The sequence below is a fragment of the Pseudomonas soli genome (genome assembly GCF_900110655.1).
Taxonomy (GTDB): Bacteria; Pseudomonadota; Gammaproteobacteria; order Pseudomonadales; family Pseudomonadaceae; genus Aquipseudomonas; species Aquipseudomonas soli.
On sequence record NZ_FOEQ01000003.1, the window covers coordinates 564,076 to 583,341 of the forward strand.

At 64.2% G+C, this 19,266-nt stretch carries 23 protein-coding genes; 9 read left to right on the forward strand and 14 right to left on the reverse strand.

Annotated features, from left to right (window positions below; all coding sequences use genetic code 11):
- Positions 1-56: 56 nt before the first annotated feature.
- Positions 57-767, reverse strand: coding sequence for a monofunctional biosynthetic peptidoglycan transglycosylase (mtgA, locus tag BMY03_RS10660; protein ID WP_023630665.1), 711 nt, complete (start codon positions 765-767; stop codon positions 57-59).
- Between the two features lie 64 nt (positions 768-831).
- Between mtgA and BMY03_RS10665 the strand changes: the two genes are divergently transcribed.
- The 5 genes from BMY03_RS10665 (at position 832) to BMY03_RS10685 (ending at position 3,964) form a co-directional block, all read left to right on the forward strand.
- Positions 832-1,203, forward strand: coding sequence for a DUF423 domain-containing protein (locus tag BMY03_RS10665; protein ID WP_094011016.1), 372 nt, complete (start codon positions 832-834; stop codon positions 1,201-1,203).
- 103 nt (positions 1,204-1,306) lie between these two features.
- The gene (gene thiS, locus BMY03_RS10670; RefSeq protein ID WP_038707614.1) at positions 1,307-1,507 is read left to right on the forward strand and encodes a sulfur carrier protein ThiS; all 201 of its coding nucleotides are present in this window, start codon (positions 1,307-1,309) and stop codon (positions 1,505-1,507) included.
- Positions 1,508-1,560: 53 nt separating this feature from the next.
- On the forward strand, positions 1,561-2,373 hold the full coding sequence (locus BMY03_RS10675; protein WP_023629908.1) for a thiazole synthase: 813 nt from the start codon (positions 1,561-1,563) through the stop codon (positions 2,371-2,373).
- Positions 2,374-2,382: 9 nt separating this feature from the next.
- The gene (gene trmB / locus BMY03_RS10680) at positions 2,383-3,105 is read left to right on the forward strand and encodes a tRNA (guanosine(46)-N7)-methyltransferase TrmB (protein WP_094011017.1); all 723 of its coding nucleotides are present in this window, start codon (positions 2,383-2,385) and stop codon (positions 3,103-3,105) included.
- A gap of 64 nt (positions 3,106-3,169) precedes the next feature.
- Positions 3,170-3,964: a hypothetical protein gene (locus BMY03_RS10685; protein ID WP_094011018.1), complete on the forward strand. Its 795-nt coding sequence runs from the start codon at positions 3,170-3,172 to the stop codon at positions 3,962-3,964.
- A gap of 170 nt (positions 3,965-4,134) precedes the next feature.
- Here the strand turns inward: BMY03_RS10685 and BMY03_RS10690 are convergent, their stop codons facing one another.
- From BMY03_RS10690 to BMY03_RS10730, 9 genes are all read right to left on the reverse strand, one after another.
- On the reverse strand, positions 4,135-4,461 hold the full coding sequence (locus BMY03_RS10690) for a DUF3392 family protein (protein ID WP_011531731.1): 327 nt from the start codon (positions 4,459-4,461) through the stop codon (positions 4,135-4,137).
- 9 nt (positions 4,462-4,470) lie between these two features.
- Entirely contained in the window at positions 4,471-5,649 is a 1,179-nt protein-coding gene (gene hemW, locus BMY03_RS10695; protein WP_094011019.1) for a radical SAM family heme chaperone HemW, read from the reverse strand.
- The gene (gene rdgB / locus BMY03_RS10700) at positions 5,646-6,242 is read right to left on the reverse strand and encodes an RdgB/HAM1 family non-canonical purine NTP pyrophosphatase (RefSeq protein WP_094011020.1); all 597 of its coding nucleotides are present in this window, start codon (positions 6,240-6,242) and stop codon (positions 5,646-5,648) included. The genes hemW and rdgB overlap by 4 nt, the downstream gene beginning before the upstream one ends.
- On the reverse strand, positions 6,239-6,673 hold the full coding sequence (locus BMY03_RS10705) for a DUF4426 domain-containing protein (RefSeq protein WP_094011021.1): 435 nt from the start codon (positions 6,671-6,673) through the stop codon (positions 6,239-6,241). Before BMY03_RS10705 ends, rdgB begins: the two co-directional genes overlap by 4 nt.
- Positions 6,674-6,695: 22 nt before the next feature.
- Positions 6,696-7,316 carry a methionine biosynthesis protein MetW gene (gene metW, locus BMY03_RS10710; protein WP_023630879.1) on the reverse strand — a complete coding sequence of 207 codons (621 nt, stop codon included), beginning with the start codon at positions 7,314-7,316 and terminating at the stop codon, positions 6,696-6,698.
- 7 nt (positions 7,317-7,323) lie between these two features.
- Entirely contained in the window at positions 7,324-8,463 is a 1,140-nt protein-coding gene (metX, locus tag BMY03_RS10715; RefSeq protein WP_094011022.1) for a homoserine O-succinyltransferase MetX, read from the reverse strand.
- An 88-nt stretch (positions 8,464-8,551) separates the two neighbouring features.
- Positions 8,552-9,142 carry a YggT family protein gene (locus tag BMY03_RS10720; RefSeq protein WP_023630880.1) on the reverse strand — a complete coding sequence of 197 codons (591 nt, stop codon included), beginning with the start codon at positions 9,140-9,142 and terminating at the stop codon, positions 8,552-8,554.
- A 10-nt stretch (positions 9,143-9,152) separates the two neighbouring features.
- A complete protein-coding gene (gene proC, locus BMY03_RS10725) occupies positions 9,153-9,971 on the reverse strand; it encodes a pyrroline-5-carboxylate reductase (protein WP_094011023.1) in 819 nt (272 codons plus the stop codon).
- A gap of 39 nt (positions 9,972-10,010) precedes the next feature.
- Complete coding sequence (locus BMY03_RS10730) at positions 10,011-10,697, reverse strand: YggS family pyridoxal phosphate-dependent enzyme (RefSeq protein ID WP_094011024.1); 687 nt, start codon at positions 10,695-10,697, stop codon at positions 10,011-10,013.
- A gap of 65 nt (positions 10,698-10,762) precedes the next feature.
- Here BMY03_RS10730 and BMY03_RS10735 point away from each other — a divergent pair, with 65 nt between their 5' ends.
- Entirely contained in the window at positions 10,763-11,755 is a 993-nt protein-coding gene (locus tag BMY03_RS10735; protein ID WP_094011025.1) for a type IV pilus twitching motility protein PilT, read from the forward strand.
- Positions 11,756-11,803: 48 nt separating this feature from the next.
- Here the strand turns inward: BMY03_RS10735 and BMY03_RS10740 are convergent, their stop codons facing one another.
- Positions 11,804-12,451 (reverse strand): C40 family peptidase, encoded by a 648-nt coding sequence (locus BMY03_RS10740; protein WP_094011026.1) that lies wholly within the window; start codon positions 12,449-12,451, stop codon positions 11,804-11,806.
- A gap of 157 nt (positions 12,452-12,608) precedes the next feature.
- Between BMY03_RS10740 and BMY03_RS10745 the strand changes: the two genes are divergently transcribed.
- Positions 12,609-13,034 carry an NINE protein gene (locus tag BMY03_RS10745; protein WP_023630210.1) on the forward strand — a complete coding sequence of 142 codons (426 nt, stop codon included), beginning with the start codon at positions 12,609-12,611 and terminating at the stop codon, positions 13,032-13,034.
- 37 nt (positions 13,035-13,071) lie between these two features.
- On the opposite strand, the gene BMY03_RS10750 is transcribed toward BMY03_RS10745, so the two are convergent.
- From BMY03_RS10750 to BMY03_RS10760, 3 genes are all read right to left on the reverse strand, one after another.
- Positions 13,072-13,776, reverse strand: a complete 705-nt coding sequence (locus BMY03_RS10750; protein ID WP_023630209.1) for an SPOR domain-containing protein — start codon at positions 13,774-13,776, stop codon at positions 13,072-13,074.
- A gap of 1 nt (position 13,777) precedes the next feature.
- Complete coding sequence (argS, locus tag BMY03_RS10755; protein WP_094011027.1) at positions 13,778-15,514, reverse strand: arginine--tRNA ligase; 1,737 nt, start codon at positions 15,512-15,514, stop codon at positions 13,778-13,780.
- A 189-nt stretch (positions 15,515-15,703) separates the two neighbouring features.
- Positions 15,704-17,923 carry a primosomal protein N' gene (locus BMY03_RS10760; RefSeq protein ID WP_094011028.1) on the reverse strand — a complete coding sequence of 740 codons (2,220 nt, stop codon included), beginning with the start codon at positions 17,921-17,923 and terminating at the stop codon, positions 15,704-15,706.
- A 169-nt stretch (positions 17,924-18,092) separates the two neighbouring features.
- On the opposite strand from BMY03_RS10760, the gene rpmE reads away from it, so the two are divergent.
- Positions 18,093-18,308 carry a 50S ribosomal protein L31 gene (gene rpmE, locus BMY03_RS10765; RefSeq protein WP_031315083.1) on the forward strand — a complete coding sequence of 72 codons (216 nt, stop codon included), beginning with the start codon at positions 18,093-18,095 and terminating at the stop codon, positions 18,306-18,308.
- 2 nt (positions 18,309-18,310) lie between these two features.
- Entirely contained in the window at positions 18,311-19,132 is an 822-nt protein-coding gene (locus tag BMY03_RS10770; RefSeq protein ID WP_023630576.1) for a thermonuclease family protein, read from the forward strand.
- Positions 19,133-19,266: the final 134 nt, after the last annotated feature.

Here is a 19,266-nt window from a genome sequence, read left to right on the forward strand (position 1 = left end):
GGAAGAGGCAGCGGCTTTTTTGTGTGTTGAAGCTGACTGGGGCGTGGAAGCGGGCCTTAAAGCCTGCGCGAAGCATCCAGTTGCATCAGGTAGCTCGGCCCGCCCAACTGGCTCATCTGCCGGCGGATCCACCCCGCACGGCTTGCCACATAGGCGCTGGGACGGCTGGCACTCCACTTGATCGGGCTTGGCAGCACCGCCGCGAGCTGTGCGGCCTGTTGTCGCGTCAGGCGGCTGGCATCCACGCCGAAGTGATAACGCGCCGCCGCCTGGGCACCGAACACGCCCTTGCCCCATTCGGCACTGTTCAGATACACCTCGAGTATCCGCTCCTTCGACCAGAACAACTCGATCAGGGCGGTGAACCAGGCTTCCAGCCCCTTGCGCAGCCAGCTGCGCCCGGACCACAGGAACAGGTTCTTGGCCACCTGCTGGGTCAGCGTGCTGGCGCCGCGTACCTTGCCGCCACGCTCGTTGTAGGCCAGCGCCGCCTGGATCGCGGGGATATCGAAGCCCCAGTGGCTGGCGAACTTCTGGTCTTCGCCGGCGATGACCGCCACCTTGAGCTCGTCGGAGATATCCTCCCACGGCGTCCAGTCGCGTTGCAGGTCGATCGGCTCGCCGCTGGCCCATGACTGCACCTTGCGCTCGACCATCAGCGCGGTGCCGGGCGGCGGCACCCAGCGCAACACCAGGACCACGGCGATGCTGCCAGCAGCAAACCAGAGCAGGGCGCGGGAAAGGCGGCGAAGAAGGGATGACAGCATGGTGATGGCTTGGCCGGACCGTTGGAACGGGCCATTATACAGACCCCTCCCGAGGAGTCGTCCCATGCTTCGCAGCTTCCTGATGCTCGCCGCGTTCTTCGGCTTTACCGGCGTCGCCCTCGGCGCTTTCGCCGCCCATGGCTTGAAAAACCGCCTCAGCGCCGACTACCTGGCGATCTTCCATACCGGTGTCACCTATCAACTGGTGCATGCCCTGGCGATCCTTGGCGTGGCGGTGCTGTCGGCGCACTTGCCCGGGCGCCTGGTCGGCTGGGCCGGTGGCTTGTTCGCCGTAGGTATCCTGCTGTTCTCCGGTAGCCTCTACGCCCTCACGCTCAGCGGTCTGGGCAAGCTCGGCATGATCACTCCGCTGGGTGGCCTGTGCTTCCTTGCTGGCTGGCTTTGCCTGGGGCTGGCCGCCTGGCGGCTGGGCTGACCGGTCGGTCCACAATCGCGACTAATGGCGTGTGTCGCCCTTGGGTTGCAGGGCGGATCGGGGCTAGAATGCGGGCCCCCAAAGAACAATGGTGGCCGTGCGCATGCGCATTCAATTGAACGGTGAACCTTACGAACTGCCCGCGGGCGAGAGCGTCGCGGCGCTGCTGGGCCGGCTGGAGCTGGCCGGCCGCCGGGTGGCGGTGGAACTGAACCTGGACATCGTGCCGCGCAGCCAGCACGAGAGCACGCAGCTCAAGGACGGCGACCAGGTCGAGGTGGTCCACGCCATCGGTGGCGGCTAACCGCCCCTGAAACCTCGCCAGCAAAGTCCCGCAATCTTTCCTGAGGAACAACGATGAGCAACGTTCGCAGCGACAAGCCCTTCATCCTGGCCGGGCGCACTTTCCAGTCGCGCCTGCTGGTAGGCACCGGCAAGTACCGTGACATGGAAGAAACCCGCCTGGCCACCGAGGCCTCGGGTGCCGAGATCGTCACCGTCGCCGTGCGCCGTACCAACCTGGGCCAGAACGCGGGCGAGCCGAACCTGCTCGACGTGCTGTCGCCAGACAAGTACACCATCCTGCCGAACACCGCCGGTTGCTTCGATGCGACGGAAGCGGTGCGCACCTGCCGCCTGGCCCGTGAGCTGCTCGATGGCCGCAAGTCCCATGAGTCCAGGACGCTGGTGAAGCTGGAAGTGCTGGCCGACCAGAAAACCCTGTTCCCCAATGTGATCGAAACCCTCAAGGCCGCCGAAGTGCTGGTCAAGGAAGGTTTCGACGTGATGGTCTACACCAGCGATGACCCGATCATCGCCCGTCAGCTGGCCGAAGTCGGCTGTATCGCCGTCATGCCGCTGGCCGGCCTGATCGGCACCGGCCTTGGCATCTGCAACCCGTACAACCTGCAGATCATCCTGGAGGAATCCAAGGTGCCGGTGCTGGTCGATGCCGGCGTGGGTACCGCCTCCGACGCCACCATCGCCATGGAAATGGGTTGCGAAGCGGTGCTGATGAACTCGGCCATCGCCCATGCCCAGCAGCCCGTACTGATGGCCGAGGCCATGAAACACGCCATCGTTGCCGGTCGCATGGCCTACCTGGCCGGCCGCATGCCGAAAAAACTCTATGCCAGCGCCTCTTCGCCGCTGGATGGTCTGATCAAGTAAGAGCTCCTGATGACTGAATCGCAAGAAACGCCGATCTCCAAAGACGGCGAAACCCGTCCGCACCGCCGTATCAAGAGCTTCGTGATGCGTGCTGGGCGCATGACCGAAGGCCAGCAGCGCGGCCTGGACCAGGGCGGCCCCCTGTTCATCCTGCCGCTGACCGACAGCCCGGTGGACTACGACCAGGTGTTCGGCCGTTCGGCTCAGCGTACCCTGGAGATCGGTTTCGGCATGGGCCACTCGCTGCTGGAAATGGCCGCCGCTTCGCCCGAGCTGGACTTCATTGGTGTCGAAGTGCACCGCCCGGGTGTCGGCGCGCTGCTCAATGGCGTGCTGACACAGGGGCTGAAGAACCTGCGGGTGTACGACTGCGATGCCATCGAAGTGCTCAACCGCTGCGTGGCGGACAACAGCCTTGACCGCCTGATGCTGTTCTTCCCCGATCCGTGGCACAAGGCGCGTCACCACAAGCGCCGGATCGTTCAGCTGGAGTTCGCCGAACTGGTGCGCCGCAAGCTCAAGCCCAGTGGCGTGTTCCACATGGCGACCGACTGGGAGCCTTATGCCGAGTACATGCTGGAAGTGATGAACGCAGCGCCCGGCTATCGCAACCAGGCGGCTGATGGTACCTACGTGCCACGCCCGGAAGAGCGGCCGATCACCAAGTTCGAGCGTCGCGGCGAGAGGCTAGGGCATGGGGTGTGGGACCTGAAGTTCGAAAAACTGGCTTGATCCTCTCCCTGCCAGAGGTGTCGTTGCGCCTCTGGCCCCTTCCCTGTGCGTAAAGGACTGCGCTTTGAAACATCGTGTTGTGCTGTCGCTGACAGGGCTCGTCCTTGTTGTCTGTCTTGGGATCGCCGACCTATTGAGTGCGCCCCCACTTTCTTCACAGCAGCACCTGGTACATGCCCAAGCGCTGATGCAGCAGGCCAATGAGCAGCTCAAGGAGCTTGCTGCGGGCGAAGCAAGAGGGGAGGCCGACGACTTTGAGCGCCTTTTGGCAATGAACGTCGCCATTGCCGAGGCGCGTGCTCACATCGATCAGGCAGCTGATGCGGGCGAGGTGCTGGCGCTGTTCTGGCAGTCAGGTCTCCACCCCCTTACTGGCGGGCATGATGAAACGCCGCAGTCAGAGTCTTGTGTTCGCTTGCATCAGGCGGTGGATCAAGGATTCTTGGCAGCGGCGATCGCTTATCAGTACCGGTGCAGGCCCGCGGCTAAGGGTTTTGAGTACACCGCGGAACAGGCCGAGCAATTCCAGGCACTCAGGCGTGCGTTGGAGCGAGAGGATCCTTTCCTGTCGCTTTATCCGCAGGTTTTGCGTGAAAGTCGTTGTTCAACCCCGCCAAACGCCTTTTCCGTTCAGCTGCCAGGAGGCCCCCGCTGGTTCTCCGAAGCCGTGGAGGCATCGACACGTTCGCTGACATACGACATGTACAAGGCCGAGGGGTTGTATCTCTTGGCCATGCAGCCTGATTTGGCATTATCCGAGCGTTTGGCGCTGCTGCGTCAGTCGGAAGCCTTGGGTTGCAAAAAAGGGGGGCACTGGAGGCAAAGGCTGGAGTCGGAATTGGCGCGTGAGCGATCCTGATTGTGCTCATGGTGATCGGCTTACGTAAGCTCGCCGGGCTCCCTCAATACCAGAAGCTTCATTTTCAGAACCGTCAGGGACTTCCTGTGTGATCACTTCGACGATGCCCGTTAAGAGGTTAGTCGGGTGAGAAGCCGCCCTGGCCCGCCAGGGCGGCTTTTAGCGGACGCTCACCCCCGCCGATCAGCGACCACGCCGATCAAAACCAGCACCACCAGCAGCACCGGCGCCAGCGCATAGTTGTTGAACTGCCCCAGCCCCTTGACGATCCACGGCGTCGCATAGATCAGCGCCGCACCGCTGCCGATCATCACCAGCAGTGCCATGAACGGCACGCGCAGGGCGCCGGCCAGGCCGCCCAGGCGCCCTTCGACCCAGCCTTTGATATCGGTGCCGAACAGCACCAGCAGGCAGCCCACCAGGGCCAGCGAAATCTCCGAGAGGTTGCTGCGGCTCCAGCGGGAAACGGTCGAGAGCAGGTCAAGTACCAGGTCCATGGGTCATCCTTAATTCAAGAAGTACTGCAGCAGGTCGTTGAGGAACAGCTGGCCGCGCGGCGTGGCGGCCAGCCGATCCGGTTCGACCCGCAAAAGGCCTTTTTGTTCGGCTTCACGGCGGGCTTCGGCCAGTTGTGCAAGGGGCAGGCCGGTACGCAGGTTGAACAGCTCGGCCTCCACGCCGTCGGTGAGGCGCAGCGCGTTCATCAGGAACTCGAAGGGTAGCTCATCGGCCGGCAACAGCTTCTCACCGGCCTTGAACGGCTTGGACGGGTTCAGGTAGTCCTTGGGCAGGCGGGTCTTCCAGGTACGCAGGATGCGCCCGTCCGGGAATGACAGCTTGCCATGGGCGCCGGCACCGATGCCGATGAAGTCGCCGAAGCGCCAGTAGTTCAGGTTGTGCCGCGCGGCACGACCGGCTTGGGCGTAGGCCGAGACTTCATACTGGCGGTAACCGTGGTCGGCCATCAGCGCCTGGCCGGCTTCCTGGATATCCCAGAGGATGTCGTCCTCGGGCAGCTCAGGTGGCTGGTTCCAGAACACGGTGTTGGGTTCTACCGTCAGCTGGTACCAGGACAGGTGCGTCGGCGCCAGTTCGATGGCCTGGCGCAGGTCACTTAGGGCGTCGTCGAGCGACTGGTCCGGCAAACCGTGCATCAGGTCCATGTTGAAGTTGTCGAAGCCCGCAGCGCGGGCCATATCGGCGGCGCGCACCGCTTCGGCGCCATTGTGGATGCGCCCGAGCCTTTCGAGCTTGGCGGGCTGGAAACTCTGCACGCCGATGGATAGCCGGTTGATGCCGGTCTGGCGGTAGGCCTTGAACTTCTCCTGCTCGAAGGTACCCGGGTTGGCCTCGAGGGTGATCTCGATGTCCGGGGCGAACGGGATGCGTTGCTCGATACCGCGCAGCAGGCGCCCAAGCGCGTCGGCGCTGAACAGGCTCGGGGTGCCGCCGCCGAAGAAGATCGTGCTGATCGGACGGCCCTGCACGGCATGCATTTCCTGGTCGAGGTCGGCGAGCAGGGCGTCGATGTACTCGGCTTCCGGCAGGATCGGGCCGGCCTGGTGCGAGTTGAAGTCGCAGTACGGGCATTTGCGCACGCACCAGGGAATATGGATATAGAGCGACAGCGGCGGGAGTTCGGGAAGGATCAGGCCCGCCGGCTGTACCAACAGCTTTTCGCTCATGCCAGACCCAGACGCTGACGCAGCAGGGCCATGGCGCGGGCGCGGTGGCTGAGCTGGTTCTTGTCGGCAGGGGCCAGGTCGGCGCTGGAGCACTTGCGCTCCGGCACCCAGAACAGCGGGTCGTAGCCGAAACCGTGTTCGCCGCTGGCTTCGAACAGGATGCTGCCGTGCCACAGGCCTTCGCAGAGGATCGGCAGCGGGTCGTCGGCGTGCCGCACCAGGGCCAGAACGCAGACGAACTGCGCGCCGCGCTGGTCTTCAGGAACGTCCTTGAGCGCATCGAGCAGCTTGGCGTTGTTCGCCGCGTCGCCCTTGCCGTCGGCATAGCGCGCCGAGTAGATACCCGGCGCGCCGCCGAGGAAGTCCACCGCCAGGCCCGAGTCGTCGGCCAGGGCCGGCAGGCCGGAGATGCGCGCGGCATTGCGCGCCTTGAGGATGGCGTTCTCGACGAACGACAGGCCGGTTTCCTCCGGCTCAACCTGGCTGAATTCACCAATCGAGCGAAGGTTCACGGACTCGCCGAGCATGGCCTGCAGTTCCTTGAGTTTGCCGGCGTTATGGCTGGCCAATACGAGTTGCTGGAAATTCTTCATTCGCCTGGGAACACTTCCTGATTGAAGCTGAGTTTATTGCTGACGCCGCCGGTCTCGACGTTGAGGTCGAAGGTGACGGTCTCGGCCTGGTCGATCTTGAACTGTGCGATGTAGTACACCGCACCCTGATCGGTAATCTGCTTGAACGACAACGGACTGCTGCGCCCGGTGAGATCTTTCACTGTGCCGCTGACTACCGCCATCGCGGGTTTGTCGGCCTTGAGCACGGCGATGTTGAGTACGCCCTGGTTCTTGCTGCGGGTCAGGCCCGTGGCGGCAGCGATGTCGGGTTGCAGCATGCTTGAGGTGAAGGCGCTGTAGTGGATCGTCACATCACCGAACACTTCCTTGCGCTCGGGCCTGGCGGCATCGGCAGCCAGTACCGGCAAGGCCAGGCACAGGCTGATCAGAAACAGTGCTAGTCGACGCATGATGCCATTCCTCCGTTGAGGGTCAGACCGCGAGCTGATGCTCCTGCAGGCCCGGGCTGCTGACCCGATAGATACCGATCTCACCTAGAAGATTAGGCCAAAGCCGTCCACCCAACCCGTTACGGTGCAGGTGGTCGACGGCGAGGCGGTCGAGGACCTTGGCCTTGCGCTCATGGCACAGGTTCTCGAAGTCCTCGAAGGTGCAGAAGTGGATGTTCGGTGTGTTGTACCAGGTATACGGCATGAAGTCCGAGACCGGCATGCGACCCTTGGTCGCCAGGTACCAGCGGCAGCGCCAGTGGCCGAAGTTGGGGAAGGTGATGATGCACTGGCGGCCCACCCGCAGCATTTCGTCGAGGATCCGGTCAGGGTACTCCACGGCCTGCAGGGCCTGGGTCATGACCACCACGTCGAAGCTGTTGCTGGCGAAGTTGCCCAGGCCCTTGTCCAGATCCTGCTCTATTACGTTGACGCCCTTGGCCACGCAGGCGGCGATGTTGTCGGGGTCGATCTCCAGGCCGTAGCCGGTGACGTTCTTGCGCTCGCGCAGCGAGGCCAGCAGTTCGCCGTTGCCGCAGCCCAGGTCGAGTACCCGGCTGCCGGCGGGGATCCAGTCTTGGATGATTTCCAGGTCGGCTCTCATGGGGTCCTCAAACGGCGATGCGGTTCATGTAGTTGGCGAAACCCTGCATGTAGCGGGGGGTCGGGATGAGGAAGGCGTCGTGGCCGTAAGGCGAGTCGATGTCCAGGTAGCAGACGTTCTTGCGCGCGGCCATCAGGGCGTCGACGATCTCCCGCGAACGGGCCGGCGAGAAGCGCCAGTCGGTGGTGAACGACATGATGCAGTAGTCCGCCGTCACATGTGCCAGGGTCGCCGCCAGGTCACCGCCGTGGGCGGCGGCCGGGTCGTAATAGTCCAGTGCCTTGGTCATCAGCAGGTAGGTGTTGGCGTCGAAGCGCCCGGAGAACTCCTCGCCCTGGTAGCGCAGGTAGCTCTCGACCTGGAATTCGACGCTGTGGAAGTCGTAGTTGAGCTTGTCGCTCTTGAGCTCGCGGCCGAATTTCTCGCCCATCGAGTCGTCGGACAGGTAGGTGATGTGGCCGACCATGCGCGCCAGCATCAGGCCGCGCTTGGGGATCACGCCCTGGTCCTGGAACGAACCACCGTGGAACTCGGGGTCAGTGAGGATGGCCTGGCGCGCCACTTCGTTGAAGGCGATGTTCTGCGCCGACAGCTTGGGCGCCGAGGCGATGTCCACGCAGTGGCGGACCCGGTCCGGGTAGGTGATGGTCCATTGCAGCGCCTGCATGCCGCCCAGGCTGCCGCCGACGATGGCGGCCCAGGTATGGATCCCCAGGCGATCGGCCAGGCGCGCCTGGCTGTGCACCCAGTCTTCCACGGTCAGCACCGGGAAATCGGCGCCGTAGGGTTTGCCGGTGGCCGGATTGAGGCTGCTTGGGCCGGTGCTGCCATTGCAACCGCCGAGGTTGTTCAGGCTGACCACGAAGAAACGGTTGGTGTCGATGGGCTTGCCGGGGCCGATGCAGCTGTCCCACCAGCCCGGCTTGCGGTCGGTGGCGGCATGGTAGCCAGCGGCATGATGGTGGCCGGACAACGCATGGCAGATCAGCACGGCATTGCTGGCGCTGCTGTTGAGGGTGCCATAGGTTTCGTAGATCAGCTCGTACGAGGCCAGGGCGCGGCCACAGGCCAGGGCCAGCGGTTCATCGAACCGGGCGATCTGCGGTGTTACCAGACCGACGGAATCTTCGGGAAGGACAGTGGACATCGACCCTGCTCACGCTTGACGGAGGCGTAAGTCTAAAGAGCGCTACCCCCAGCGGCAAGCAAAGGCTTGCCGCTGGATGCAGGGTGGGTCAGATCATCCGCCACAGCTCTTGCGGCATGCCGGCGTAGGCTGCCAGCTGGGGCATGAGGAACGACTGGATCACCTGGATGGCGATGAAGGCGAAGATCGGCGAAATGTCCATGCCGCCGAGGTTCGGCACCAGGCGGCGGAACGGCGCCAGCACCGGTTCGCTGATCTGGTAGGCCAGTTCTGCAGCAGGGTTATGGCTGTTCGGCGCGACCCAGGAGACGATCACCATGACGATCATCGCCACCCAGAAGATCTTCAGGAACAGCGAGGTGATGCCCAGGATCGACCACATCAGCAGGTGCAGGACGTCGCCGAAGGTGCCGTAGGTGACCATCAGCACGAAGGCCATCAGCAGCGCCTGGATGATGATCGACAGCAGCAGCGAGGAGGTATCCAGGCCAGCGATGCTGGGGACCACGCGGCGCAGCGGCTTGAGCAGTGGCTGGGTGGCGCGCACGGCGAACTGGCTCAGCGGGTTGTAGAAGTCGGCCTTGACCAGCTGCAGCACGAAGCGCAGCAGGACGATCACCAGGTACAGGCTGACCAGGGTTTGCACCACGAAGATCGCGGCGCCGGACAGTGCATTCATCAAAAGCTCCTTATTTGCCCAGTTTCTCGGCCAGCTCGGCCGAGCGTTTCGCCGCGGCCTGCAGGGCCTGTTCGACGATGGCCTCGAAGCCGTTGGCCTGGAACGATTTGATCGCCGCTTCCGTGGTGCCGGCCGGCGAGGTCACGCGGCGACGCAATTCGGCGGCGTCGACGTCGCTGGAAACCGCCATGCGGGCGGCGCCCAGGGCGGTCTGCAGGGTCAGTTGCGAGGCGGTCTCGCGCGGCAGACCGAGTTTTTCGCCGGCAGCGGTCATGGCCTCGATCAGCAGGAAGAAGTACGCCGGGCCGCTTCCGGAAACAGCGGTCACGGCGTCCAGCTGCTGTTCTTCATCAAGCCACAGGGCGGTGCCCACGGCCGACAGCAGTTGTTCGGCCTGGCGGCGTTGTTCCATGGTTACTTCCCGGGTCGCATACAAGCCGCTGACGCCTTGGCGCAGCAGCGCCGGGGTGTTCGGCATGCAGCGCACCAGGGGGATCGCGCCCAGCCAGGCCTGCAGGCTGGCGCAGGTGATGCCGGCGGCAATGGAAACCACCAGCTGGCCTGGTTTCAGGTTCGGCTTCAGCGTTTCGCAGACCGCTTTCATTACCTGCGGTTTGACTGCCAGGACGACCACGTCCACGCCATCGATGGCCTGGGCGTTGTCTTCAAAGGCTTCGATGCCGTGCTCGGCCGTGATCCGTGCGCGGGTTTCGGCACCCGGGTCGCTGGCGCGGATCAGCGCGGTGTCCAGGCCCTGGGCGCGCAGGCCGCCAATCAGGCTGGCGGCCATGTTGCCGGCGCCGATAAAGGCAATACGAGTCTTGCTCATGTCGGGTCCTTGTGGGGGAAGGGAGAGTTAAGCATGGATTCAGGCCTGACCGTAGTCGCGGGCGCCGAACAAGGCGGTACCGATGCGGACCCAGGTCGCACCTTGGGCGATGGCGGCTTCCAGGTCATGGCTCATGCCCATGGACAGGGTGTCCAGGTCGAGGCCGAGCTGGGCCTGCAGTTCACGTAGCGTGGCGAAAGCGGCCTCTTGCTCGGCGCGGTCCTCGGTAGGTTCCGGGATCGCCATCAACCCGCGCAGGCGCAGGCCGGGCAGGGCGTTCACGGCCTGCGCCAGGGCTGGCAGTTCGGCGGGCGAGCAACCGGACTTGCTGGCCTCGCCGCTGACATTCACCTGCAGGCAGATGTTCAGCGGCGGCAGCGCGGCGGGGCGCTGCTCCGAGAGGCGTTGGGCGATCTTCTGGCGGTCCACGGAATGTACCCAGTCGAAGTGCTCGGCGATGGGCTTGGTCTTGTTCGACTGAATGGGGCCGATGAAGTGCCAGATCAAGGGCAGGTCGGAAAGCGCCTGTTGTTTTGTCAGCGCTTCCTGAAGGTAGTTCTCACCCATGTGGCAAAGGCCGGCGGCATGAGCTTCGCGGATGGCGCTGGCGGGCTTGGTCTTGCTCACTGCCAGCAGCTGCACGCTGGCCGGATCACGCCCGGCGGCCCGGGCCGCGCTGTCGATGCGGTGGGCAATGACGGAAATATTGTCTGCTAGGGTGGACATGGTTCGTCGCCGAAGGCTTTGGGGTCTGCGGCATTCTACCTGCTTGATCGCCGTTGGGGAGTCTCATGGATGTGACTGAGCTGCTGGGCCGGGCCGTGGCCGAGGGCGCCAGCGACCTGCACCTGGCCGTGGGCGAGCCGCCGTTGCTGCGCCTGGATGGCGAGCTGCGGCGCATGGCGGTGCCGGTGCTGACCTGCGCCGCTCTGGAGCAGGGAATGGCCGACCTGCTCGATGACGGGCAGCGGCGGCAATGGCTGAGCGGTGATGAACTGGATCTGGCGCTGAGCTTGCCCGGTGTGGGGCGCCTGCGCTTGAACCTGTTCCGCCAGCGCAATGGGTTGGGCGCAAGCGCGCGCCTGATCCCGGCTCGGGTCCCGAGCCTCGATGAGCTTGATCTGAACGATGTGTATCAAGTCGTTGCGCAATGCCGGGATGGCCTGGTGCTGGTGGGCGGGCCGACGGGTAGCGGCAAGTCCAGCACCCTGGCGGCGCTGCTCGATCAGATCAATCGCGAACGCGCGTTACAGGTCATCACCCTTGAAGATCCTATCGAATTTATCCACAGCGGCCAGGGTTGCCTGGTCAACCAGCGGGAGATCGGCGTGCACAGCCGTGACTTCGCCCAAGGGCTGCGCAGCGCCCTGCGCCAGGATCCGGATGTGATCATGGTGGGTGAGTTGCGTGATCTGGAGAGCATCCGCCTGGCGTTGCGCGCGGCAGAAACCGGGCATCTGGTGCTGGCAACGGTGCACACCCGCTCGGCGGTGAACAGCATCGACCGGCTGGTAGAGGTGTTCGCGGCCGAGGAGAAGCCGCTGGTGCGCATGATGCTGGCTGAATCATTGCGGCTCGTGCTGGCTCAGGTGCTGGTCAGGCGGGTGGGCGGCGGCAGGGTTGCCGCAAGGGAGGTGCTGATAGCGACGCCCGCGGTGCGCAACCTGATTCGCGAGGGGCGCATGGCACAGGTGCAGTCGGTGATGCAGACGGGGGCGGCATTGGGGATGCAGACGATGGAGGGGGCGATGCGGGCGCTCAGGCAGAAAGGCCTGGTCGATTAGCATTGCTGCCTGCTGGCGCAATCGCGGGACAAGCCCGCGATTGAGGGCTTAGCGCTTGGCCAGGGCCAACGCCTGCTGGTTCTTGGGCAGGACGCGCTTGGCCACCACGTAGTGCTTTTGCCAATAGGGTTTTTCCAGGCTGTCGATGCTCACCCGCTTGCCGGTGCGTGGCGCGTGGATGAAGCGATCGTTGCCCAGGTAGATGGCTACGTGATTGACCCGGCGACTCTTGATGTTGAAGAAGATCAGGTCGCCCGGCTTGAGATCGCTCTTGGCCACCTTGACGCCCTGGCCCTGAGCCATTGCGTTGGAGGTGCGCGGCAGGTCGACATCGGCCACATCGTTGAACGCGTACTTGACCAGGCCGCTGCAATCGAAGCCCTTCTTCGGGCTGCTGCCGCCCCAACGATAGGGCGTACCTAGTACGTTCACGGCGCGGCTGAGCACTTCGCTGCTCTGCTTGGGTGACATGGCCACCGCCTGCATGCCCACAGCTTGTTGCTGCTTGGCGGCGTTGGCCGGGCGAGCGCGCGCGGAACTGCTGCGATACTGGATCGGGGTGCGTTTCACCGTGGCATCGGCGTTGGTCGTATAGCCGGTGAATCCGCTGGGAAGTCGTTGCTCACGGTTGGTGGCGTGGGCGGCCAGGGGTAACAAAAGGCAGAGGGTCAGCCATGTCTTGATAAAAGGTGGCATAGATGAAGCTCTTATAAGTGTTGGCGCGCAACTTTATAACAGCTTTTTGATCAAATTCTGATCCGTTGGTCGCTCAAGCACGTACCATATGTCGGGTAAAAACGAAAAAGTCACATTTTTCCTTAGAAAATTTTCGGCTATCCCACGAGGGCTTCGAATGAATGGTTATCAACAGGGTGCTCCCTCGCACGACACCCATAGCAAGGTTCTCGGCTACCTGCTGTGGATCTTCGGCTTTACCGGCTCGCACCGTTTCTACTACGGCAAGCCGATCACCGGAACCATCTGGTTCTTCACCCTGGGCTTGCTGGGCATCGGCTGGCTGATCGACCTGTTCCTGATCCCGTCGATGGACCGTGAGGCAGACATGCGTTTCGAGTCGGGCGGCGTGGACTACAACCTGGCGTGGATACTCCTGACCTTCCTCGGCATCTTCGGCGTGCATCGGCTGTATCAGGGCAAGTGGATCAGCGCGCTGATCTACCTGTTCACCGGAGGGTTGTTCCTGTTGGGTGTGCTTTATGACTTCTGGACGCTCAACAGCCAGATTTCCCAGGTCAACGCCGAGCGTCGCCGGGTATGAAAAAAGGCCTTGTCGCTGAGCGGCAAGGCCTTTTTCGTTACTGACGCCGCTGTTGCAGCAGCAGGTTGCTGAAACCTGCCCCGGCCAGCTGTTTCTGCGCCACGGTCAGCTGTTCGCGGTTGCTGAACGGGCCGACCATCACGCGGTACCAGGTCTCTTCCTTCACCGTGCCCGACTCAACCTTGACCGCCTGGCCAAGCAGGATGATCTGCGCACGGACCTTGTCGGCATCGGCCTGCTTGCGGAACGAGCCGGCCTGCAGGAAGAACTGGGTCGTGGCCGCTGGCTTGATCACCGGTGGTGCCGGTGGCGGTGTCTGGCCCAGCAGGGCGGCCTGGGCCCGGGCGGTGTCGATCTTCGCCGCTTCCGCAGGGGTGACCGGCGTGCTTGGCACGGGCGGTTGCGCCGGTACCGGCGGAGTTTTCTCCGGCACGGCCTCGGGCGGTACGATCACTTCCGACTCCGGCAGCAGCGTATAGAAGTCGTACTTCGGCTTCACCGGTTGCTGTGGCGTCGGCGTGGTGGTCTTGCTCGCTTCGGCGACCTTCTCCTGCTTATGTTGCTCGGGCTTGGTGCGCTTGATATCAGCGCCACCGGGTTCGAGCTTCATCAGGAAGACGATGAACGCCCCCACGGTCAGGCCGACCGCCAGCCACACCCAGCCCGGAATCGGCTGCTTGCTGGCGGGCGGCTGGGAGCGGCTGGCGCCGCGCTTGGGTGCGGGTTTCTTCTTTGCAGCCAACTTACATGCGCTCCAGGGTTTCCAGGCCGAGCAGTTCCAGGCCCTGCTTGAGGGTGCGGCCGGTCAGGGCGGCCAGGCGCAGGCGGCTCTGCTGTTGTTCGGCGGTTTCGGCGGAAAGGATCGGGCAGTTCTCGTAGAAGCTGGAGAACAGGCCGGCGAGGTCGTACAGGTAGGTGCACAGCACGTGAGGCGTGCCTTTTTCGGCGACGTTGTTGAGGATCTCGCCGAACTGCGCCAGGCGCGCGGCCAGGTCCTGCTCGTGCGCTGCCTGCAGGACGATGCTGCCGTCGACTTCGTCGAAGCCCTTGCCGAGCTTGCGGAACACGCCGGCCACGCGGGTGTAGGCGTACAGCAGGTACGGCGCGGTGTTGCCCTCGAAGTTCAACATCAATTCGAAGTTGAAGCTGTAGTCGCTGGTGCGGTGCTTCGACAGGTCGGCGTACTTGACCGCGCCGATGCCGACCACTTCACCGATGTGGCGCAGCTCGTCCTCGGCCAGCGACGGGTTCTTCTCCTTGACCAGCGCATAGGCGCGGTCCTTGGCCTCGGTGAGCAGGTCGATCAGCTTGACGGTGCCGCCATCGCGGGTCTTGAACGGGCGGCCATCGGCGCCGTTCATGGTGCCGAAGCCCATGTGCTCCATCTTCATCGGGTGGCCGACAAAACCGGCGCGGCGGGCCACTTCGAACACCTGGTTGAAGTGCAGGGCCTGGCGCTGGTCGACGAAGTACAGGGCACGGTCGGCCTGCAGCTTGTTGCTGCGGTAGCGCACGGCGGCCAGGTCGGTGGTGGCGTATAGGTAACCGCCGTCGGCCTTCTGCACGATCACCGGCAGCGGCTCGCCCTCGGCGTTCTTGAATTCCTCGAGGAACACGCACTGCGCGCCCTGGTCCTCGACCAGCAGGCCCTTGGCCTTGAGGTCGGCGACCACGTTGGCCAGGTCGGCGTTGTAGGCGCTCTCGCCCATCACGTCGGCCATGGTCAGCTTGACGTTGAGCAGCTCGTAGGTCTTCTGGCAGTGCGACAGCGAGATGTCCTTGAAACGCGTCCACAGCGCCAGGCACTCGGGATCACCGGCCTGCAGCTTGACCACCAGCCCGCGGGCGCGGGTGGCGAACTCTTCGGACTCGTCGAAGCGCTTCTTGGCGGCGCGGTAGAAGTTCTCCAGATCCGACAGCTCGTCACTGGTGATCGGGTTTTCCTGGAGGTAGGCCATCAGCATGCCGAACTGGGTACCCCAGTCACCCACGTGGTTCTGGCGGATGACGTCGTCACCGAGGAACTCCAGTACCCGGGCAACGCTGTCGCCGATGATGGTCGAGCGCAGGTGGCCGACGTGCATCTCCTTCGCCAGGTTCGGTGCCGACATGTCGATCACCACTTTTTCCGCCGGGCCGGTCTTGCGCACGCCCAGGTGGCCATCGCTCAGGGCGGCGTCGAGGCGGCCTGCCAGCGCTTCGGTGTTCTGGAAGAAGTTCAGGAAGCCGGGGCCGGCGATCTCGGCCTTGCTGATGTCGGCGCTGGCCGGCAGGGCGGCGATGATCTTCTCGGCCAGGTCGCGCGGTTTCATGCCGGCCGGCTTGGCCAGCATCATGGCGATGTTGCTGGCGAAGTCGCCGTGGGTCTTGTCCCGGGCGTTTTCCACCTGGATCGCCGGCGTCAGCCCTTCAGGCAGCACACCGTCGGCGACGAGTTGGGTGAGGGCTTGCTGGATCAGCTGGCGAATGGTGTCTTTCATGAGGGTCTCTTTTCGACCGCAAGCGCGGTGGAGCGCTTCGATGCGCAGGTGGAAAAACTGGGCATTATCCGTTGCCGGGGGCGGGTTGCCAACCTTTTGGGGCACAGTCCATTGTCGGTGTGGGAGCGGGATTGCACCGCGATGACGCCATCGCGGGGCAAGCCCGCTCCCACGCCAACCCTCAAAAAGTCAGTAAAGGTCGACCGGATCGACATCCAGCGACCAGCGCACCTGGCGCCCCGACGGCATCTGCTCCAACACTAGCAACCAGGCACTGATCAGTCGATGCAGGGGTGCACGGGCATTGGCCTGGAGCAATAGTTGCGCACGGAACCTGCCCGCCCGTCGCTCCATGGGTGCCGGGACCGGGCCGAGCAACTCGATGCCGTGCAGCCCCTGCTCGGCAAGTATGCGCTCGGCGGCGGCGCAGGCTTCGTCAAGGAAGCCTTCCGCCTGGCCCGGCTTGTGCGCGTCGGCGCGCAGCAGCGCCAGGTGAGCGAACGGCGGCAGCCCGGCCGCACGGCGCTCGCTCAAGGCCTGTTCGGCAAAGGCGAAGTAGCCCTGCTCTGTCAACTGCACCAGCAGTGGGTGATCGGCCAGGTGGGTTTGCACGATGACCTTGCCCGGCTCTTCGGCCCGGCCGGCCCGGCCGGCCACCTGGACGATCAGCTGGGCCATGCGTTCGCTGGCGCGGAAGTCGCCGGAGAACAGCCCGCCGTCGGCATCGAGGATCGCGACCAGGGTGACGCGGGGGAAATGGTGCCCCTTGGCCAGCATCTGGGTGCCGACCAGGATGCTCGGCTGACCACGCTGGATAGTGGCGAACAGGTTGTGCATGGCGTCCTTGCGCGAGGTGCTGTCGCGGTCCACGCGCAGGATCGGGTAATCCGGGAACAGCACCTTCAGGCGCTCCTCGGCACGCTCGGTACCGGCGCCTACCGGGCGCAGGTCGACGTGGGCGCATTGCGGGCACTGCAGCGGCAGGCGCTCGTCGTAGCCGCAATGGTGGCAGCGCAGCACGGCGGAGCGTTGGTGCACGGTCATGCGCGCATCGCAACGTGGGCATTCGGAGAGCCAGCCGCAGTCGTGGCACAGCAATGTGGGGGCGAAGCCGCGGCGGTTGAGGAACACCAGCACCTGCTGGCCGGCCTCGAGTGTCTGGCGGATGGCCTGCTGCAATGGGCCGCTGATGCCGCTGTCCAGTGGCAGGCTGCGTACGTCAAGGCGCAGGAAGCGCGGTGCTTTGGCGCCGCCGGCGCGCTGGTTCATGCGCAGCAGGCCGTAGCGGCCACTGTGGGCGTTGTGCAGGCTTTCCAGCGACGGTGTGGCCGAGCCCAGCAGAATCGGGATGTTCTCCTGGTGCGCACGCACCACGGCCAGGTCGCGGGCGTGGTAGCGCAGGCCTTCCTGCTGTTTATAGGAGCCGTCGTGTTCTTCGTCGATGATGATCAGGCCCGGGTTCTTCATAGGGGTGAACAGTGCCGAGCGGGTGCCGATGATGATGTCCGCATCGCCATCGCGTGCCGCCAGCCAGGCGTCCAGGCGCTCGCGATCACCCACCGCCGAATGCAGCAGGGCGATGCGCGCGTTGAAGCGTTGCTCGAAGCGTTGCAGGGTCTGCGGGCCGAGATTGATCTCGGGGATCAGGATAAGGGCCTGCTTGCCGGCTTCGAGGGTTTCGCGAATCAGCTGCAGGTAGACCTCGGTCTTGCCGCTGCCGGTGACGCCAGCCAGCAGGTAGGCGTGGAAGGCGCTGAAGCCCGAGCGCACGGCCTCGAAGGCAGCGCGCTGTTCTTCGTTGAGCGGCAGTTCCGGTTGGGCCAGCCAGTGCTCGTGGCGTGCGGCCGGCAGATGGCGGCGTACTTCGACTTCCACCAGTTCCTTGGCCAGCAGCAGGTCGAGGCTGTCCTTGTTCAGACCAAGCTTGCTCAACAGGCTGTGGGCTACGCCGTGGGGGTGCTGCGACAGGGTCTTGAGAGCGTCGCGCTGGCGCGGGGCGCGGGCGATGCGCGGGTCTTCCAGGCGCGCACCGGGCGCGACATGCCAGAAGCGTTCCTGGCGCGCCTCGGCCGGTTCGCCCTGGCGCAGCAGCGTCGGCAGGGCCCAGTTGAGAGTGTCGCCCAGGCTGTGCTGGTAGTACTGGGCCGTCCACAGACACAACTTGAACAATGCCGGCGGCAGGGGGGAGACCGGGTCGAGCAGGGCGCTGGCCGGCTTGAGCTTGTCGGCTGGCACCTCGCTGTGCTCGGCGACTTCCACCAGTACCCCGATCATCTCGCGGCGGCCGAATGGCACGCGGATGCGCATGCCTGGCGTCAGTGCCTGGCGCGCCATGCTCGCGGGTGCCCGGTAGTCGAACAGGCGACGCAGGGGCGAGGGCAGGGCAAGGCGCAGAATGACGTCGGACACGCGGAAGGTCTCTGGAGGGTGTTTCACAAATCAGGCGAGCCTAGCAGACGACGGTCGGTGCAAGCGACAACTTGCGCTACGGCTGCTCTCTGGTATTATTCGCCGCCTAATTACGTGCGGTATTCAACAATAGGTGTTGGGTGGCGGCACGCAGCTCGAGGAAGTGACCATGAAAGCAGATATTCATCCGAACTACGAAGTAGTTGCAGTCACCTGCAGCTGCGGCAACAAGTTTGAAACTCGTTCGACCATGGGCAGCGTCCTGGCGATCGACGTTTGCAACCTGTGCCACCCGTTCTACACCGGTAAGCAGAAAGTCCTGGACACCGGCGGCCGCGTACAGAAGTTCGCCGATCGCTTCGGCATGTTCGGTGCCAAGAAGTAATCATGCACGTGGCGAAGCCTTCGGGGTTCGCGCTGTTGCAAAAGAAGGCGCCCCTTGTGGGCGCCTTTTTTGTGGGCGCGATCTGGCACTTTCCTGCCCTGGCCTTCTGCCCGATGCCCGAAAGGGTGCAAGCGGTGGCGGTACGTCAGGTGGTCGATGGCGACACCTTGCGCCTGAGCGATGGGCGCAGTGTGCGACTGATCGGTATCAATGCTCCCGAGATCGGCCGCAAGGGGCGCCCCAGCGAACCTTATGCCGAGGCTGCCAAGAAGCGCCTGCAGGCGCTGGTGAAGGCCAGCGATGGCCGTGTCGGGCTGGTTCCGGGCGTCGAACCCAAGGACAAGTACGGCCGTATCCTGGCGCATATCTACGGCCGCACTGGCAACAATCTGGAAGCACAACTGCTCAGCGAGGGCCTGGGCTACCAGGTGGCGATTGCACCCAACGTGCAGCTGTCGGGCTGCCAGCAGCAGGCCGAGCAGCAGGCGCGCAAGGCCAGGGCAGGACTGTGGCGACAATCGCCGGTCACGCGTGGGCGCGATGTGCGGCAATCCGGATTCGCGGTGATCGGCGGCAGGATCAACGGGATCGAGCGTAATCGCGGCGGCATCTGGCTGGAGCTTGACGAGAGCGTGGTCCTGCAGGTTCCCGCTCGTCTGCAGCGCCACTTCCCCGCCAGCTTCTTCGCTAACCTCAAGGGACGCCAGGTCGAGGCGCGTGGCTGGGTGCTGGATCGTTCCCGCAAGGGCGGGCTCAAGCCTGGGCAGCGACGCTGGCTGTTGCCATTGACCGATCCGAGCATGTTGGCGCTTGTTTCTGGCTAAATAGTTGTAGACATTTTGCTATTGGATTGTACACACTGGCTCCCGAAAGCCCCGTGGGTTATAGCGTAAAGTCGTAGGCCAAAGGCCTTGACACATAGTGACCGGGCAGTCTTGTCGCCCCCCGGCTCTTTGCG

Excerpts from the sequence above, each read along its gene's own strand:
- mtgA (WP_023630665.1), bottom strand. The coding sequence starts at position 767 with ATGCTGTCATCCCTTCTTCGCCGCCTTTCCCGCGCCCTGCTCTGGTTT.
- BMY03_RS10665 (WP_094011016.1), top strand. The coding sequence starts at position 832 with ATGCTTCGCAGCTTCCTGATGCTCGCCGCGTTCTTCGGCTTTACCGGC.
- thiS (WP_038707614.1), top strand. The coding sequence starts at position 1,307 with ATGCGCATTCAATTGAACGGTGAACCTTACGAACTGCCCGCGGGCGAG.
- BMY03_RS10675 (WP_023629908.1), top strand. The coding sequence starts at position 1,561 with ATGAGCAACGTTCGCAGCGACAAGCCCTTCATCCTGGCCGGGCGCACT.
- trmB (WP_094011017.1), top strand. The coding sequence starts at position 2,383 with ATGACTGAATCGCAAGAAACGCCGATCTCCAAAGACGGCGAAACCCGT.
- BMY03_RS10690 (WP_011531731.1), bottom strand. The coding sequence starts at position 4,461 with ATGGACCTGGTACTTGACCTGCTCTCGACCGTTTCCCGCTGGAGCCGC.
- hemW (WP_094011019.1), bottom strand. The coding sequence starts at position 5,649 with ATGAGCGAAAAGCTGTTGGTACAGCCGGCGGGCCTGATCCTTCCCGAA.
- rdgB (WP_094011020.1), bottom strand. The coding sequence starts at position 6,242 with ATGAAGAATTTCCAGCAACTCGTATTGGCCAGCCATAACGCCGGCAAA.
- BMY03_RS10705 (WP_094011021.1), bottom strand. The coding sequence starts at position 6,673 with ATGCGTCGACTAGCACTGTTTCTGATCAGCCTGTGCCTGGCCTTGCCG.
- metW (WP_023630879.1), bottom strand. The coding sequence starts at position 7,316 with ATGAGAGCCGACCTGGAAATCATCCAAGACTGGATCCCCGCCGGCAGC.
- metX (WP_094011022.1), bottom strand. The coding sequence starts at position 8,463 with ATGTCCACTGTCCTTCCCGAAGATTCCGTCGGTCTGGTAACACCGCAG.
- BMY03_RS10720 (WP_023630880.1), bottom strand. The coding sequence starts at position 9,142 with ATGAATGCACTGTCCGGCGCCGCGATCTTCGTGGTGCAAACCCTGGTC.
- proC (WP_094011023.1), bottom strand. The coding sequence starts at position 9,971 with ATGAGCAAGACTCGTATTGCCTTTATCGGCGCCGGCAACATGGCCGCC.
- BMY03_RS10730 (WP_094011024.1), bottom strand. The coding sequence starts at position 10,697 with ATGTCCACCCTAGCAGACAATATTTCCGTCATTGCCCACCGCATCGAC.
- BMY03_RS10735 (WP_094011025.1), top strand. The coding sequence starts at position 10,763 with ATGGATGTGACTGAGCTGCTGGGCCGGGCCGTGGCCGAGGGCGCCAGC.
- BMY03_RS10740 (WP_094011026.1), bottom strand. The coding sequence starts at position 12,451 with ATGCCACCTTTTATCAAGACATGGCTGACCCTCTGCCTTTTGTTACCC.
- BMY03_RS10745 (WP_023630210.1), top strand. The coding sequence starts at position 12,609 with ATGAATGGTTATCAACAGGGTGCTCCCTCGCACGACACCCATAGCAAG.
- argS (WP_094011027.1), bottom strand. The coding sequence starts at position 15,514 with ATGAAAGACACCATTCGCCAGCTGATCCAGCAAGCCCTCACCCAACTC.
- rpmE (WP_031315083.1), top strand. The coding sequence starts at position 18,093 with ATGAAAGCAGATATTCATCCGAACTACGAAGTAGTTGCAGTCACCTGC.
- BMY03_RS10770 (WP_023630576.1), top strand. The coding sequence starts at position 18,311 with ATGCACGTGGCGAAGCCTTCGGGGTTCGCGCTGTTGCAAAAGAAGGCG.